This is a genomic window from Pseudomonas sp. ML2-2023-6, assembly GCF_037055265.1.
In the GTDB taxonomy this organism is placed as follows: Bacteria; Pseudomonadota; Gammaproteobacteria; order Pseudomonadales; family Pseudomonadaceae; genus Aquipseudomonas; species Aquipseudomonas kulmbachensis.
In genome coordinates, this window is sequence record NZ_CP146347.1 from 505921 (window position 1) to 522587 (window position 16667).

The following is a 16667-nucleotide window of genomic DNA, read 5'->3' on the forward strand; positions in this document are numbered from 1 at the left end:
ATGAAAAAGCCCCGCATTTAGCGGGGCTTTTATCGACGCTTAGATATTGGCGTCGAGGAATGCAGCCAACTGCGACTTCGACAGCGCACCAACCTTGGTGGCTTCGACGTTGCCGTTCTTGAACAGCATCAACGTAGGAATACCGCGTACGCCGTGCTTGGCAGGGGTTTCCTGGTTTTCATCAATGTTCAGCTTGGCAACAGTCAGCTTGCCTTTGTAAGTCTCTGCGATCTCGTCCAGAACCGGCGCGATCATTTTGCAAGGGCCACACCATTCAGCCCAGTAGTCGACCAGTACAGCGCCTTCAGCCTTGAGAACATCGGCCTCAAAGCTAGCGTCGGTGACGTGTTTAATAAGATCGCTGCTCATGGAAGTCTCCGTGGTTGTAAGCAAAAACGTAGCACATCATAGCTGTCATCCTCGCGTTCAGGAAGGTGAGGGACGATTGACTCTTACTATAGTGGTACATGAGTGCGGATATCGCCCGGGGCTTTTGTGCAAGCCCACCGAAGTGGCGCGCTCCATTGAGGTGCATAAATCTCAACTCTTTCGCACCATTGAGGCTCGTCAGGCTGCAAAACACCCCCAAATCTGGCATCTGACCCTCTGAAACGGCTGTTGGCATGGGCTGTGCTCTTCTACAAAACAGACACCACCGCCCGCCCGTTCCCGGAGAGTTGCCATGACCCAGCGTTACAGCGCCCTGATTTGCGCCTTGTTCGCCAGCCTGATGCTGAGCCAGGCCCCCGCTCACGCCAATGACCTTGATGATGTGATTGCCCGCGGTACGCTCAAGGTCGCAGTGCCGCAGGATTTTCCGCCCTTCGGCTCGGTCGGTCCTGACATGAAGCCCCGCGGACTGGATATCGACACCGCCAAATTGCTGGCCGACCAACTCAAGGTCAAGCTTGAACTGACACCTGTTAACAGCACCAACCGCGTGCCTTACCTGACTACCGGCAAAGTCGATGTGGTGATCTCCAGCCTGGGCAAAAACCCGGATCGTGAGAAAGTCATCGACTTCTCCCACGCTTACGCGCCGTTCTACCTCGGTGTGTTTGGTCCACCGGACGTCCAAATCAAGACTTTGGACGACCTAAAGGGCAAAACCATCAGCGTCACTCGGGGCGCTATCGAAGACATTGAGCTAACCAATGTGGCCCCGGCCGGTGTCACCATCAAACGCTTCGAAGACAACAACTCGACCATCGCCGCTTATCTGGCAGGCCAGGTGGATTTGATCGCCAGCGGCAACGTGGTGATGGTCACCATCAGCGAGCGTAACCCCAAGCGCATCCCGGCGATGAAACTCAAGCTCAAGGACTCGCCTGTCTACGTGGGCGTCAACAAGGGCCAGCCAGAGTTGCTGGACAAAGTGAACCAGATTCTCGCCACGGCCAAGGCTGACGGCAGCCTGGAAAAAAACGCGCTGCAGTGGCTTAAAGAGCCGTTGCCAGCCGACCTCTGATAGTTTGCGACGAGGTCAATCATGGCTTATCAGTTCGACTTTTTACCGGTGCTGCAAAACAGCGACCTGTTATTACGCGGAGCCCTGTTCACCCTGGAACTGACGGCCATCGGCACGCTGCTTGGGGTCAGCCTGGGGATTGTCGGCGCCGTGGTGCGGGCGTGGAATATTCGGCCATTTGCTGCGCTGTTCGGGCTGTATGTCGAGTTGATCCGCAACACACCGTTTCTGGTGCAGTTGTTCTTTATCTTCTTTGGCCTGCCGGGCCTGGGCGTGCATATCAGCGAATGGCAGGCCGCCGTGCTGGCGATGGTGATCAACCTCGGTGCTTATTCCACGGAAATCATTCGCGCAGGCATTCAGGCGATCCCCAAAGGGCAGCTGGAAGCCGCAGCAGCCCTGGCCATGAGCCGATTTGAAGTGTTTCGCTACGTGGTGCTGCAACCGGCGCTGGCGAAGGTTTGGCCAGCGCTTAGCAGCCAGATCATCATCGTGATGCTCGGGTCGGCGGTCTGCTCACAAATTGCCACCGAAGAGCTGAGCTTCTTTGCCAATTTTATTCAGTCGCGCAACTTCCGGGCATTTGAAACCTATGCCCTGACGACCCTGATTTATCTGTGCATGGCCTTGCTGATCCGCCAGTTGCTGAACTGGGTCGGTCGCCGCTACCTGACCAGGAGCTGCTGATGGATTTCACCTTCTGGGACATCGTGCGCAATTTGCTGACGGGCTTGCAGTGGACCGCGGCCTTATCACTCGTCGCGTTTATCGGCGGCGGCCTGATCGGCTTGCTGGTGTTGCTGATGCGCATTTCCAAAAGCCGCTTCGCCCGCACCCTGGCACGCGGCTATATAGAGCTGTTTCAAGGCACTCCGTTGCTGATGCAGCTGTTTTTGATCTTCTTTGGCGTCGCGTTGCTGGGCATCGATATTTCGCCATGGATGGCCGCAGCACTGGCCCTGACATTGTTCACCAGTGCCTACCTGGCCGAGATCTGGCGCGGCTGCGTCGAGTCAATTGCCCACGGCCAGTGGGAGGCCTCAGCCAGCTTGGCCCTCAGCCCGCTTGAGCAATTGCGCTATGTGATCCTGCCGCAAGCCTTGCGTGTCGCCATCGCGCCGACCGTGGGCTTTTCGGTGCAAGTTATCAAAGGCACTGCCGTAACCTCGATCATCGGTTTCACCGAGCTGACCAAGACCGGCAGCATGCTGGCCAATGCCACTTTTGAGCCATTTATGGTCTATGGCCTGGTGGCGCTCGGTTATTTCCTTTTGTGCTACCCCCTGTCGCTCAGTGCGCGCTATTTGGAAAGGAGACTGCATGCCTCTGCTTAGAGTTACCGCCCTGCATAAATACTACGGCGACCACCATGTACTTAAAGGCATCGACCTGACCGTCGAACAGGGCCAAGTGGTTGCAATCATCGGTCGCAGCGGCTCGGGCAAGAGCACCCTGCTCAGAACCCTGAACGGGCTGGAGTCGATCAACGATGGGGTGATTGAAGTCGATAACGAATACCTGGACGCCGCGCGGGCCGACTTGCGCAGCCTGCGCCAGAAGGTCGGCATGGTATTTCAGCAGTTCAATCTGTTCCCGCACCTGAGCGTGGGTGAAAACGTCATGCTCGCTCCACAAGTGGTGCAAAAGGTCCCAAAAGCCAAGGCTGCCGAACTGGCACGCCAGATGCTGGAGCGGGTGGGGCTTGGCGACAAGTTCGATGCCTTCCCCGAGCGTCTGTCGGGCGGGCAACAGCAGCGGGTGGCGATTGCCAGGGCGCTGGCCATGTCACCCAAAGTGCTGCTGTGCGACGAGATTACCTCGGCGCTCGACCCGGAGTTGGTCAACGAAGTGCTCAGCGTGGTGCGCCAACTGGCTCGCGAAGGCATGACACTGATTATGGTGACCCACGAAATGCGTTTTGCCCGTGAAGTCGGTGACAAACTGGTGTTTATGCACCAAGGCAAAGTACATGAGGTGGGTGATCCAAAAGTGCTGTTTGCCAACCCGCAAACCCCGGAGCTGGCGAATTTTATCGGGACGTTGTAGATACTCGGTAGCCGCTGACGAGGTACGAGGCTGCGATCGGCGACGAAGTCGTCGTAAAGTCAGGCTGCGCGGCGTGTCAGGTGCTCCCGGATTTCAGGATTTACGATTGCTTTGCGACCGATCGCAGCCTCGTACCTCGTCAGCGGCTACAGAAATCGGATCGCCTGAAAAGACGAGTTGTTCGATACCAACTAACGTCACTGCTTTCGTGCTTCATATCAATGCATCTGACATCACGCGTTGGCGCGAGCGTTTGATCGTGGCACGATGGCCAAGTTATCGACCGAGACCCCTCAACCATGCCCCAATCCCAAGCCAGGAATCCGTCCCTGATCGCCGCCATCGATCTGGGTTCTAACAGCTTTCACATGGTGGTGGCCAAGGCCCAGAACGGCGAAATCCGTATTCTTGAGCGTCTTGGTGAAAAGGTGCAGCTAGCTGCCGGCATCGACGAAGAACGCAAGCTCACCGAAGAATCCATGCAGCGCGGGCTCGATTGCCTCAAGCGTTTCGCCCAGTTGATCAACGGCATGCCGTTGGGTGCTGTGCGGATTGTGGGCACCAACGCATTGCGTGAGGCGCGTAACCGCAACGAATTTATCGTGCGCGCCGAAGAGATTCTGGGCCACACCGTCGAAGTTATTTCCGGTCGTGAAGAAGCGCGCCTCATCTATCTGGGTGTTTCCCACACCCTCGCCGACACCCCGGGCAAACGCCTGGTGGCCGACATCGGCGGCGGCAGTACCGAATTCATCATTGGCCAGCGTTTTGAACCGCTGCTGCGCGAAAGCCTGCAGATGGGCTGTGTCAGCTTCACCCAGCGTTACTTTCGCGACGGCAAAATCACCCCGGCTCGCTACGCCCAGGCCTACACCGCGGCGCGTCTCGAGATCATGAGCATTGAACACGCTCTGCACCGTCTGACCTGGGATGAAGCCATTGGCTCCTCGGGCACCATTCGGGCAATTGGCCTGGCCCTCAAGGCCGGCGGTCATGGCAACGGCGAAGTGAACGCTGAAGGCCTGTCCTGGCTCAAGCGCAAGCTGTTCAAGCTGGGCGAAGTAGACAAGATCGACTTTGAAGGCATCAAGCCTGACCGTCGTGCCATCTTCCCGGCAGGGCTGGCGATCCTTGAAGCAGTGTTCGATGCGCTTGAATTGCAGCGCATGGATCACTGTGACGGCGCTCTGCGTGAAGGCGTGCTGTACGACCTGCTGGGGCGTCATCACCACGAAGACGTGCGTGAGCGCACGCTCAGCTCGCTGATGGACCGTTACCACGTCGACCGCGAGCAAGCAGCCCGGGTTGAACGCAAAGCCCTGCGCGCCTTTGACCAGGTGACCAAGTCGTGGGATTTGAAGGATGGTGTCTGGCGTGAGCTGCTGAGTTGGGCGGCCAAGGTGCATGAAGTGGGCCTGGACATTGCCCACTATCACTACCACAAGCACGGCGCCTACCTGATCGAGCACTCCGACCTTGCCGGTTTCTCACGCGAAGACCAGCAAATGCTCGCGCTGCTGGTACGCGGTCATCGACGTAATATTCCAAAAGACAAATTCGCCGAATTTGACGCAGACGGCATCAAGCTGATTCGCCTGTGCGTGCTGTTGCGCTTTGCGATCCTGTTCTACCACATCCGTGGCAACCAGGAAGCCTCGCAGGTCAAGCTGCGCGCCGAGGGCGATCACCTTGAAGTGATCTTCCCCGAAGGCTGGCTGGAACTGAACCCGCTGACCCAGGCCGACTTCGAGCAAGAAGCGCAATGGCTGACTCGGGTCGGGATTGTGCTGACGGTTTCCTGACCGCGTTTTGTAGCCGCTGCCTAAGACAGCGGCTACAAGGCGAGCACAATACCTGTAGCAGTTGACGAGCAGTGCGAGGCTACGTCCGGTTGCGCAGCAGTCGTAAAACCATGCAGCCTTGATGTTTCAGCTACATCACGCCCACCGGGTTTACGACTGCTGCGCAGCCGAACGCAGCCTCGTTCCTTCGGCAGCTGCTACGAAGCTTGCTTACCTCGCTTCACCTGCTAAACCGACGGCCCGGTGCTGACTGCCAGTACCGGCAGGCTCAGGCGCTCAAGCAGCGTGGCTTGGGCGCTGCGCGGGTTCTGGTTGCCGGTTGGCGTATTGCGGATATAACGACCGTCCGACTGCAGGCTCCAGCTGTGGGTGTTGTCGGTCAGATAGCACTCCAGCTCTTTCTTGACCCGCAAAATCAGCTTTTTGCCCTCGACCGGGAAGCAGGTCTCGACGCGTTTATCGAGGTTGCGCTCCATCCAGTCAGCACTCGACAGGAACATCTGCTCTTCGCCACCATTGAGGAAGTAGAACACCCGCGTGTGCTCCAGGAAGCGGCCAATGATCGAGCGCACATGGATATTGTGCGAAACACCTGGAATCCCTGGGCGCAAGCAGCACATCCCACGCACGATCAAATCAATTCGCACGCCGGACTGGCTGGCCTTGTACAGCGCCCGAATAATTTTCGGGTCGGTCAGCGAGTTGAACTTGGCGATGATGTGCGCCGGCTTGCCTTCAACGGCAAACTGGGTTTCACGGGCAATCATGTCGAGCATGCCCTTTTTCAACGTAAACGGCGCGTGCAGCAGCTTCTTCATGCGCAGGGTTTTGCCCATGCCGATCAACTGGCTGAACAGCTTGCCGACGTCTTCACACAGCGCATCGTCGGAGGTCAGCAGGCTGTAGTCGGTGTAGAGCTTGGCGTTGCCCGCGTGATAGTTGCCGGTACCCAGGTGCGCATAACGCACGATCTCCCCCGCCTCGCGGCGCAGGATCAGCATCATCTTGGCGTGGGTCTTGAAGCCGACCACACCATAGATCACCACCGCACCGGCCGCTTGCAAACGGCTGGCCAGTTGCAGGTTGGACTCTTCGTCAAAACGCGCACGCAGCTCGATCACTACGGTCACTTCCTTGCCGTTACGCGCTGCATCCACCAGCGCATCCACGATTTCAGAGTTGGCGCCGCTGCGGTACAAGGTCTGGCGTACTGCCAATACATGCGGGTCTTTGGCCGCCTGGCGCAGCAAATCAACGACCGGGGTAAACGATTCGAACGGGTGCAGCAGCAAAATGTCCTGCTTGCTGACCACGCTGAAAATATTTTCGCTGTTCTGCAACAGCTTCGGGATAGCCGGGGTGAACGGCGTGTATTGCAGCTCCGGGTGGCTGTCGAGCCCCGTGATACTAAACAGACGCGTCAGGTTCACCGGGCCATTGACCTGATACAACTCGGTTTCGTGCAGGCTGAACTGCTTGAGCAGGTAGTCCGACAGGTGTTTAGGGCAGGTATCGGCGACTTCCAGGCGCACGGCATCGCCGTAGCGACGTGAAAACAGCTCACCACGCAGAGCGCGGGCAAGGTCTTCTACATCTTCGGTATCGACCGCCAGGTCGGCGTTACGGGTCAGACGGAACTGGTAGCAACCTTTTACCTTCATGCCCTGAAACAGGTCATCCGCATGGGCGTGAATCATCGACGACAGGAACACATAGTTGTCCCCTGCACCGCCGACCTCTTCTGGCAGCCTGATAACCCGTGGCAGCAGACGTGGTGCCGGGATGATCGCCAGGCCCGAATCGCGGCCAAAGGCATCGATGCCTTCAAGCTCAACGATAAAGTTCAAGCTCTTGTTCACCAGCAACGGGAACGGGTGGGTCGGGTCCAGGCCAATCGGGGTGATGATCGGCGCGATTTCGTCGCGGAAGAACTTGCGTACCCACGCCTTGATCTTGGTGTTCCAGTGCCGACGACGAATAAAGCGCACCTGATGCTTTTCAAGCTCGGGCAACAGAATGTCGTTGAGGATCGCGTATTGGCGATCAACATGGCCGTGGACCAATTCACTAATGCGAGCCAGCGCCTGATGTGGCTGCAAGCCATCAGCACCGGCCTGTTCACGGGCGAAGGTAATTTGCTTTTTCAGACCCGCGACTCTGATCTCAAAAAACTCATCCAGGTTGCTGGAAAAAATCAGCAGAAACTTCAATCGCTCAAGCAGCGGATAGGACTCATCCAGCGCTTGTTCCAGCACTCGAATATTGAACTGTAATTGCGACAGTTCACGATGGATATACAGGCTGCTGTCATCAAGGCCAGGAACGACAATCGTCGGATGCACCGCCGCGTGCGTTTCAGCCGCAGCAGGCGCCGGACCTTGCGATACAGGCGGGGTTTCAGGAACTGGCTCGGCAATCGGCTGAGCTTCAGTGGCAACGAGTTCTGCAAGTCCTTCGGTATTCATTGAATGTTCCTGTAAGAGCGGGTTTGACTCTCGTAACAGTTAAGCGGCGCCGCCAGTCAAGTTGCCAGAATGCCATCAACGCTTGTGGGTTTAAACCGCTCAGAGGCGCTTTATGCGGGCTAGAGCCTGATTAGAGGATCAATTGTTGAGTTTGTTCTGACGTCCGTCCCCTGTAGTCGCTGCCGAAGGCTGCGATGGGGCGCGTAGCAACCCCATCACGTCGAAGTCCCTGCAGACCTGATCGCAGCCTTTGGCAGCCGCTACACCGGGTGACAACGGGCAGCAATTACGCGCGCGCACCTTTATAGCTCCTCGTCATGAACACTAGATGACAACACTAATGATGTAAGTCAAATACACATGATTTGTAGGAATTGTTAACGACAAGACACAGTTCGATACTTTCCTGAACGTCCCTTAAGGCGTAGGCTGCGCGTTCATTTCGCCAGCATCCAGACAATGCTCCAACAATTTCTTCAAGAATTTGGCTACTTCGCCCTGTTTCTAGGGACGTTCTTTGAAGGTGAGACCATCCTGGTTCTCGCAGGCTTCTTGGCGTTCCGCGGATACATGGACCTCAAACTGGTCATGATCGTGGCGTTCCTCGGCAGTTATGCCGGCGACCAGCTGTGGTACTTCCTGGGGCGTAAGCACGGCCGCAAACTGTTGGCGCGTAAACCGCGCTGGCAACTTTTGGGCGACAAGGCACTGGAGCACATTCGCAAGCACCCGGATATCTGGGTCTTGAGTTTCCGCTTCGTCTACGGCCTGCGTACCGTCATGCCTGTAGCCATTGGTCTGTCAGGCTACCCGCCGGGCCGCTACTTGCTGCTTAACGGCATTGGCGCTGCGATTTGGGCTATCGCGCTGGCGACCGCCGCCTACCATTTTGGCGCCGTGCTCGAAGGCTTGCTGGGCAACGTCAAGAAATATGAGCTGTGGGTGCTCGGTGGATTGCTGCTGATCGGTCTGTGCCTGTGGGCCCGTCGCCGCTTCAAAAATGCGCGTCAGGCCAAACAGACCGCACTCGAAGAGAAGAGCAAGAGCACCACCGAGATCAGCAACCCGCCAGCTGAGTGATGCGGTTTCTGCACATGTACAACCCCATCACACTCAGCGCCGTGTAACTGAACAGGCCGATCCAGCCCAAAGCGCTGGACGGCCACAGCCCCACCCAAGGGGCCAGCCACACCAGTGGCACGTTCAGCGCCAGGCGCAGCCACTCAAGCTTCAGTGCCCAAGGCCGGTTTTCCAGGCTGGCGCCCAACACAAACAATCCCAACGCCATATAGCCCCAACCCAGGATCAGAGCAGGGGTCGGCAACGTCTCGCCCAGATTCAGCAAATAACTGCCCAGCGCTACATACACCACAAATTGCATCGCGATATACAGCTGTTGGCGCAGCGCCAATGGCACCTCGAATTTTACAAACTGGCTCAGGTCCGGCTTGTTCATCGGGTACTTCGCCGCCACATCCGCGGGGCGCCAGCCCGTGGGCATAAACCAGATCCGCAGCTTGTCCCACCAGCGCTCGGTGCGCCGCGCATCGGCCAGTAACTGACCGTAAAACTGCCAGTTGGCCCAGAGCGGATTCCAGCTTTGCAACGGGGTGGTCACACCGAAAATCACCGGTTCGGCGTCATCCTCTTCCTGAAAGGTGCCAAACAAACGATCCCAGACAATGAACACCCCGCCGTAATTGCGATCCATGTAGAGAGCATTCTGCGCATGGTGAGCCCGATGATTGGAAGGCGTCACAAAGAACCACTCGAACCAGCCCAGCTTGGGCACATGGCGGGTATGAACCCAAAATTGATAGAGCAAGTTAAGGGTCGCCACCGTGACAAACACCAGCAACGGCACGCCCAACAACGCCATCGGCAGGTAAAAGATCCAGCCAAATATAAACCCGGTACTGGTTTGGCGCAGGGCTGTGGACAAGTTGTAGTCTTCGCTCTGGTGATGCACCGAATGCGCCGCCCACAGCACGTTGCGCTCATGCCCAAGGCGGTGGTGCCAGTAGTAGCAGAAGTCATAAAACACGAAAGCAAACAGCCAGACCCACAGGCTGTCCTCAGGCAGTTGCAGCAACGCCACATACTTCAGCGCCAGGGCGTAGGTGATCAGGCCCACGCCCTTGGTCAGCAACCCGGTCGTGGTCGACAGCACTCCCGCGCTCAGGCTGCTGATGGTGTCTGCCAGGCGATAGGTACGCATCCCGCGCCAGCGGTCGGCCAGCAGCTCGACAGCAATCAGCACAAAGAAAAACGGCACTGCATACAAAATCAGCTTCATGGCACACCCCGACCGACGATCCATCAAGCGTAGGCGCACTTCCTGCGAAACCCTATGGCATCAAGCGCCAAATCAGGCGACATTAACGCCATGAACAAGGAGACCAACATGACCACAAAAAAAGTTGCCGTCATTCTTTCGGGCTGCGGCGTCTATGACGGTGCCGAGATCCACGAAAGCGTCATCACCCTGCTGCGCCTCGATCAGCGTGGCGCCAAAGTGCAATGTTTTGCCCCCGACATTGCGCAACTTCACGTCATCAACCACCTGACCGGCGAACAAATGCCCGAAACGCGCAACGTGCTGGTGGAATCGGCGCGTATTGCCAGGGGTGAGATCAAGGATGTTCGCGAAGCCCGAGTCGAAGACTTTGACGCCCTGATCGTGCCGGGCGGGTTTGGTGCAGCCAAAAACCTCTCCAGCTTTGCCACTGAAGGCGCCGCGTGCTCGGTCCAGGCAGACGTTTTGAGCCTGGCCGAAGCCTTTGCACAAGCGTGCAAACCTATTGGCCTGATGTGTATTTCTCCCGCCATCGCCGCCAAGATTTATGGCCCGGGGGTGATCTGCACCATCGGTACAGACGCGGATACCGCTGCGGCCGTGACCAAAATGGGCGGCACCCACGAAGACTGCGAAGTGTCGGAGATTGTCGAAGACAAGGCCCGCAAACTGGTCAGCACCCCGGCCTATATGCTTGCCAAATCCATCAGCGAAGCGGCGGCCGGGATCAACAAGATGGTTGACCGCGTGCTGGAGTTGACGCAAAAAGCCTGATCAGCCCCGCGCCAGCCGGGTCAGGATGCGGTCCAGGGCATTGGCGAACGCCTGCTTTTCACGTTCGCCATAGGCACCCTGCCCGCCGCTCACCTGGCCCTGCTCGCGCAGATCGGTGAACAGATTGCGCACCGCCAGCCGCTCGCCCATGTTCTGCGGGTCAAACTCCTTGCCCCGCGGGTCCAGCGCCGCCACTCCCTTCTTGACCAGCCGATCGGCCAGCGGCACATCGCTGCAAATCACCAGTTCACCGGGCACTGCGTGCTCCACCAAATAGTCATCCGCCGCATCCGGGCCACTGGGCACCACAATCAGTTTAACCAGCGCATAAGTCGGTTTGATCTGACTCTGGCCTGCCACCAGTACGACCTCAAATTGACGCTTGAGGGCGAACTTGATGACTTGATCCTTCGCTGCCTTGGGGCAAGCGTCTGCGTCGATCCAGACACGCATGGGGATAACTCCTGAACAGTGAAGGCTACAGAAAACTTCAACCGTGGGAGCGAGCCTGCTCGCGAACGACCTTCGCGATCAGGATCGCTCCCACCGGGGTTGCTATAAGGTCAGGCCTGCACCCGGCGTTTTTCCGCCAACTTGCTGCGGCTATACAGCACGATAATTGCCAGGATCGCCACGGCCTGCGCACCCAGCGAGTAGGCATCCGCGTGAATACCCAGCCACTCGAAGTCGAAGAACGCCACAGGGCGCGTACCGAAAATACCGGCCTCTTGCAGCGCTTTTACGCCATGCCCGGCGAATACTACCGACAGCGCGCAGAGCAGCGCCGCATTGATGCCGAAAAACAGCGCCAATGGCAGTTTGGCCGAGCCACGCAGGATGATCCACGCCAGGCCCATCAGCAATACCAAAGCCGTGGCGCCGCCCGCCAGTACAGCGTTGTGCCCGGCCGGGCCTGCTTGCAGCCACAGGGTTTCGTAGAACAGGATCACTTCGAACAGCTCGCGGTATACCGAGAAGAACGCCAGGATCGCGAAGCCAAAGCGTCCGCCGCCGCTGACCAGACTGCTTTTGATGTAGTCCTGCCATGCTGCCGCGTGACGCCGGTCGTGCATCCACACGCCCAGCCACAACACCATGACGCTGGCGAACAAAGCGGTGCAGCCTTCAAGCAATTCACGCTGAGCACCGCTGACGTCGATCACATAGGCGGCCAGCGCCCATGTCGCAAGACCGGCAACCAAGGCCAACCCCCAACCGATATTGACGCTACGCACAGCCGATTGCTGGCCGGTGTTACGCAGGAATGCGAGGATCGCGGCCAGTACCAGAATCGCTTCCAGGCCTTCGCGCAGCAAAATCAGCAGGCCCGAGATATAGCTCAAGGTCCAGCTCAAGCCATCGTCGCCCAACAGCCCCGCAGACTCTTTGAGCAAGGTTTTGGCGGTGTCCAGACGTTGCTCGACTTGCTCGATTGGCAACCCGTCCTGCAGCGATTGCCGATAAGCCATCAAGGCTTTCTCGGTGTTTTTACGCACGTTGGCGTCGACGTTATCCAGCGAGCTTTCTACCAGCTCAAACCCTTCGAGATAAGCCGCAACCGACAGGTCGTAGGCTTGCTCACGGTCACCCGCGCGGTAGGCTGCAAGGCTTTTGTCGAGGGTGGCACTGGTGTAGTCAAGCAACTGCGCCGGGCCGCGTTTGACTTGCGGCGGCTGCGCCCGCTGGGCACGGAAAGTCGCTGTCGCCTCGGGGCCTTCAGCCGCCAGCACTTCATTCGGGGTTTGGCGGGCAAGGTCCGCCAGGTTGTAGGTTTTGTCGGCCCTGGACGCCGTCGGATCGTTACTCAAGCCTGCGATGTAGGTGGCCAAGTCCCAGCGCTGGCGCTCGTCCAGCTGATCGGCGAACGAGGGCATGTCGGTGCCCTCAACGCCCAGACCCAGGGTGTTGTAGATCGCGTAGAGGCTCAGCCGGTCCAGACGCTGCGCGTCGCGCAGGTTTGCCGGAGGCGGTGTCATACCGACACCCGCGGGGCCATCACCGGCGCCGGTTTCACCGTGGCACACCGAGCAATTTTGGGCGTAGAGCGGCGTGCCGCGGGTAGGGTCTGGGGTAATCGCGGGGGCTTGACTGACCTCGTAGGCCACGGCCAGATTGGCGCCGAGCTGGCGCGCGGCACGGGCAACGGCGACGCCGTCTTCACGCTGTTCGATGGCAGTGTGCAAGGCACTCACGCCTTGCACCAGCTCGTCACGCTCAGGGCGCTGCGGCAAATCAGCGATCAGCCCTTTGAGCACAACCAAAAATTCGAGTTGCTCGCGGTATTCGGTCTCGTCGATGACCTTGCCGCTTTCAACCGTAGGCGGGTAGTCCGCACCAATGTAGTCAATTAAGTGAAGCGCCTGTGAGGCACCTTCCGGGGCGTTGGCAGAAGCAGCAAGGCTGCACAACGCGAGCACGGGCAGCAGTAGCCATGCCAAAAAACGCGAGCGGGCGGTCATCGATCAATCCGAATGGAAATGAGAAGTAACACATTGTTCACTTCCCATCACCCCGACTCAAGGCCTTTAGGTTGTTGAGCGATGCAGCGTTGCCAGAAAACCCGCCGCGCCGACAAACAAACCGGCAAAAGTGCGATTCATGCGCTGCTGTTGTTTGGGAGTGCGCAGCAGGCGCAGAACCTTCGAGGCCAAGCCGGTGTAGCCAGCCATAACAATCAGGTCAACGCAGATCATGGTCACGCCCAGCGTCAGGTATTGGGACACCAGCGGCTCTGCGGGATTTACGAACTGCGGCAAGACGGCGAGCATGAACACCAGCGCCTTGGGGTTGCTGACGTTGACCAGAAAGCCACGAAATATCAGCGCCAGCGGTTTGCCGATGGGCCGTACGGCGGCGTCATCGCTGAGGTCAGCTGGCAGCGCACGCCATTGTTTGACCGCGAGGTAGACGAGGTAGGCCACACCAAACCATTTGATCGCATAGAAGGCGGTGGATGAGGCCGCGAGCACTGCGCCTACACCCGCGGCGACAATCGCGATCTGCAGCGCCAGGCCCAGTTGCAGGCCCAATGCATTCCAGTAACCGCGCCAGAAACCGTATTGCAGGCCACACGACATCGAGGCAATTGCACCCGCGCCGGGGGACAGGCTGATAACCCAACAGGCAGCAAAAAAGGCCAACCACGTTTCCAACGACATCGCACACCTCGGACAAAATCTGTAACAAGTCCTTAAGCTAATGCGTTGGTTGAAAATTGACCACTACTTTTTGTAGCCGCTGCCGCAGGCTGCGATGGGTTGCGAAGCGACCCTCTTGAAGGTCCTTCGGCACTTATCGCAGGCTGCGGCAACGGCTACAGATGGGGCGTAGTACTTTTAAAGGTCGCCTTCACGCCAGCGGCGAACCGAGCGTTGGAAGAACAGGCTGTTGGGGACTTGCACCATGCTGCTGCCGCTACCCGCTTCAGCGGGCTCGATCAAGGTGGTGTAAAGCAGGTTGATGGCCACGACCCGACCTTTGACGCCCGGCTTGTCGAGCGTGTCGAGCAGCTCCACCACATCACCAATGCGAAACGGCCCCACGGTGAAGATCAGCACTGCGCAGAGCAGGTTGGAGAGCACGCTCCACATGGCGAAGAAGGCGATTGCCGCCACCGCCACAAAGCCCGAAAGCGCCGTCCACAATACCGTGGCAGAGACGCCAAGACGCTCCAGGACGACAATCACCGCACTGCCCATGATGAACCAGCGCAAACCGCCCCGCAGCGGCATCATCAACTGCGGCGGGAACGGGTAACGCTGACCTAGGCGAGTAAGGAAACGGGCCACGACGCGCTGAGAAAAATAGCCCGCCAACAGAATCAGCAGAATCTGCAAGCCGATCCACAGAGGTGCGATCAGTTCGGCGGGCAGCGGTAAATGCAGGGCTTCCATCAGGACAGGGCTTCCAGTTCTGCCTGCATGGATTCAAGCAGTTCCAGAGCTTCCATCCAGCGCTCTTCCAGCTGACCTTCGAGTACTTTGAGCTTTGCCTGCTCAGCCAGCAGATCACGCAATTCGTCTTTGCGCGCCGCCTCGTAAACCGCGCTATCACCGAGGCTGGTTTCGATCTTGGCCAGCTTTTCGTTGACCTTGCCCAGTTCGCTTTCGAGCTTGTCGGCTTCACGCTTGTGCGGAGCCAATTGCTGACGCAACGCCGCAGCAGCCTGACGCTGAGCCTTTTTATCAGTTTTGTCAGGGTTGACCGGCGTGTTGCTTGCCGGCGCATTGCGCAAACGATAGTCCGCCAGCCAGCGCGCATAGTCTTCGAGGTCGCCGTCGAATTCCTGCACCTTGCCGTCGGCCACCAACAGAAATTCATCCGTGGTGCTTTTGAGCAAATGGCGATCGTGAGACACCACCAAAACTGCACCACTGAACTCTTGCAACGCCATGGTCAGCGCCAGACGCATTTCGAGGTCAAGGTGGTTGGTCGGTTCGTCGAGCAGCAACAGGTTCGGTCGGCCCCAGGCGATCAACGCCAGCGCCAGACGGGCTTTTTCGCCACCGGAGAAATTCAGCACCGGCTCGTCGATACGCGCACCGCGGAAGTCGAAGCCACCGAGGAAGTCGCGCAGGGTCTGTTCACGTTCAGCCGGAGCCAAACGCTGCATGTGCAGCAAGGGGCTGGCCTTGGAGTCCAGCGAGTCGAGCTGATGCTGGGCGAAGTAGCCAACCACCAGGTTTTCACCCCGGGCCAGACGACCTGAGAGCGGCTCCAGCTCGCCGGCAAGGTTTTTGATCAGGGTCGACTTACCCGCGCCGTTTGGCCCAAGCAAACCGATACGGGCGCCGGGAACCAGTTGCAGCTTGACCTTTTCCAGGATGGTTTTGTCGCCATAACCCAGACGCGCATCGGACAAGTCGAGCAACGGGCTGGAGAGTTTGACTGCTTCGCGGAACACGAAGTCGAACGGCGAATCCACATGGGCCGCGCTCAGTTCTTCCATGCGCTCCAGGGCCTTGATCCGGCTTTGCGCCTGACGGGCCTTGGTGGCCTGGGCCTTGAAGCGGGCAATGTAGCTTTCCATGTGCGCACGTTGCGCCTGTTGCTTTTCGTAGGCCTGCTGTTGCTGGGCCAGACGTTCGGCACGGGCACGTTCAAACGCGCTGTAACCACCGCGATAGAGGGTGATTTTACGTTGATCGACGTGGGCAATGTTGTCGACCACGGCGTCGAGAAAGTCCCGATCGTGAGAAATCAACAGCAAGGTGCCGGGGTAATTTTTGAGGAAATCTTCCAGCCAAAGAATGGCGTCGAGATCCAAGTGGTTGGTCGGCTCATCGAGCAGCAGCAGATCCGACGGACACATCAGGGCTTGCGCCAGGTTCAGGCGCATCCGCCAGCCGCCGGAGAAGTCGGCAACCGGACGGTCCATTTGTTCGTTGGTGAAACCCAGACCGGCGAGCATTTTGCGCGCCCGCGCATCGGCGGTATAACCGTCGGCGCTGTCCAGCTCTGAGTGCAGGCGGGCTTGCGCAGCACCGTCCTCGTCAGCCTCGGCCTTGGCCAGATCGGCTTGCACTTGGCGCAAGCGCAGGTCGCCATCGAGCACGTAATCGATCGCGATGCGGTCGAGGGTGTCGATTTCTTGTCGCATGTGGGCAATCCGCCAGTCGGCCGGGAGCAGACAATCCCCGGAATCAGGCGTCAACTCACCCAGCAGCAAGGCGAACAAAGTGGATTTACCGGCGCCATTGGCACCGACCAGACCGGCTTTGTGGCCGGCGTGCAGGATCAGCTCGGCGTCTTCTAGCAGACGTTGCGGGCCACGCTGTAAAGTCAGGTTCAGAAGTCGGATCATAATGGCGGCGGAG

At 58.5% G+C, this 16667-nt stretch carries 15 protein-coding genes; 7 read left to right on the forward strand and 8 right to left on the reverse strand.

From position 1 onward, the window contains the following. Positions 1-39: 39 nt before the first annotated feature. The gene (gene trxA / locus V6L79_RS02225) at positions 40-369 is read right to left on the reverse strand and encodes a thioredoxin TrxA (RefSeq protein WP_016783018.1); all 330 of its coding nucleotides are present in this window, start codon (positions 367-369) and stop codon (positions 40-42) included. Positions 370-682: 313 nt separating this feature from the next. Here trxA and V6L79_RS02230 point away from each other — a divergent pair, with 313 nt between their 5' ends. The 5 genes from V6L79_RS02230 (at position 683) to ppx (ending at position 5316) form a co-directional block, all read left to right on the forward strand. Beyond that, entirely contained in the window at positions 683-1468 is a 786-nt protein-coding gene (locus tag V6L79_RS02230; RefSeq protein ID WP_261740221.1) for a transporter substrate-binding domain-containing protein, read from the forward strand. A 21-nt stretch (positions 1469-1489) separates the two neighbouring features. Then, positions 1490-2155 (forward strand): amino acid ABC transporter permease, encoded by a 666-nt coding sequence (locus V6L79_RS02235; RefSeq protein ID WP_321835083.1) that lies wholly within the window; start codon positions 1490-1492, stop codon positions 2153-2155. After that, positions 2152-2802, forward strand: coding sequence for an amino acid ABC transporter permease (locus V6L79_RS02240; RefSeq protein WP_261742518.1), 651 nt, complete (start codon positions 2152-2154; stop codon positions 2800-2802). Before V6L79_RS02235 ends, V6L79_RS02240 begins: the two co-directional genes overlap by 4 nt. After that, the gene (locus tag V6L79_RS02245) at positions 2789-3514 is read left to right on the forward strand and encodes an amino acid ABC transporter ATP-binding protein (protein WP_261740223.1); all 726 of its coding nucleotides are present in this window, start codon (positions 2789-2791) and stop codon (positions 3512-3514) included. The genes V6L79_RS02240 and V6L79_RS02245 overlap by 14 nt, the downstream gene beginning before the upstream one ends. 299 nt (positions 3515-3813) lie before the next feature. Beyond that, complete coding sequence (gene ppx, locus V6L79_RS02250) at positions 3814-5316, forward strand: exopolyphosphatase (protein WP_261740224.1); 1503 nt, start codon at positions 3814-3816, stop codon at positions 5314-5316. Positions 5317-5543: 227 nt separating this feature from the next. Here ppx and ppk1 read toward each other — a convergent pair whose 3' ends face one another. Continuing rightward, complete coding sequence (gene ppk1, locus V6L79_RS02255) at positions 5544-7781, reverse strand: polyphosphate kinase 1 (RefSeq protein ID WP_261740225.1); 2238 nt, start codon at positions 7779-7781, stop codon at positions 5544-5546. Between the two features lie 459 nt (positions 7782-8240). Between ppk1 and V6L79_RS02260 the strand changes: the two genes are divergently transcribed. Continuing rightward, the gene (locus V6L79_RS02260; protein WP_261740226.1) at positions 8241-8861 is read left to right on the forward strand and encodes a DedA family protein; all 621 of its coding nucleotides are present in this window, start codon (positions 8241-8243) and stop codon (positions 8859-8861) included. On the opposite strand, the gene V6L79_RS02265 is transcribed toward V6L79_RS02260, so the two are convergent. Continuing rightward, complete coding sequence (locus V6L79_RS02265) at positions 8839-10077, reverse strand: sterol desaturase family protein (RefSeq protein ID WP_261740227.1); 1239 nt, start codon at positions 10075-10077, stop codon at positions 8839-8841. The two genes, V6L79_RS02260 and V6L79_RS02265, sit on opposite strands and share 23 nt — an antisense overlap. Before the next feature lie 108 nt (positions 10078-10185). Between V6L79_RS02265 and elbB the strand changes: the two genes are divergently transcribed. Continuing rightward, positions 10186-10851 (forward strand): isoprenoid biosynthesis glyoxalase ElbB, encoded by a 666-nt coding sequence (gene elbB, locus V6L79_RS02270; protein ID WP_261740228.1) that lies wholly within the window; start codon positions 10186-10188, stop codon positions 10849-10851. On the opposite strand, the gene V6L79_RS02275 is transcribed toward elbB, so the two are convergent. The 5 genes from V6L79_RS02275 to V6L79_RS02295 form a co-directional block, all read right to left on the reverse strand. Continuing rightward, the gene (locus tag V6L79_RS02275) at positions 10852-11304 is read right to left on the reverse strand and encodes a YaiI/YqxD family protein (protein ID WP_019824452.1); all 453 of its coding nucleotides are present in this window, start codon (positions 11302-11304) and stop codon (positions 10852-10854) included. Between the two features lie 110 nt (positions 11305-11414). Continuing rightward, entirely contained in the window at positions 11415-13310 is a 1896-nt protein-coding gene (locus tag V6L79_RS02280; protein ID WP_338579757.1) for a cytochrome c/FTR1 family iron permease, read from the reverse strand. Positions 13311-13376: 66 nt separating this feature from the next. Then, on the reverse strand, positions 13377-14009 hold the full coding sequence (locus tag V6L79_RS02285; protein ID WP_261740230.1) for a LysE family transporter: 633 nt from the start codon (positions 14007-14009) through the stop codon (positions 13377-13379). Between the two features lie 177 nt (positions 14010-14186). After that, positions 14187-14744, reverse strand: a complete 558-nt coding sequence (locus V6L79_RS02290) for a mechanosensitive ion channel family protein (RefSeq protein ID WP_261740231.1) — start codon at positions 14742-14744, stop codon at positions 14187-14189. Beyond that, positions 14744-16654, reverse strand: coding sequence for an ATP-binding cassette domain-containing protein (locus V6L79_RS02295; RefSeq protein WP_261740232.1), 1911 nt, complete (start codon positions 16652-16654; stop codon positions 14744-14746). Before V6L79_RS02295 ends, V6L79_RS02290 begins: the two co-directional genes overlap by 1 nt. Positions 16655-16667: the final 13 nt, after the last annotated feature.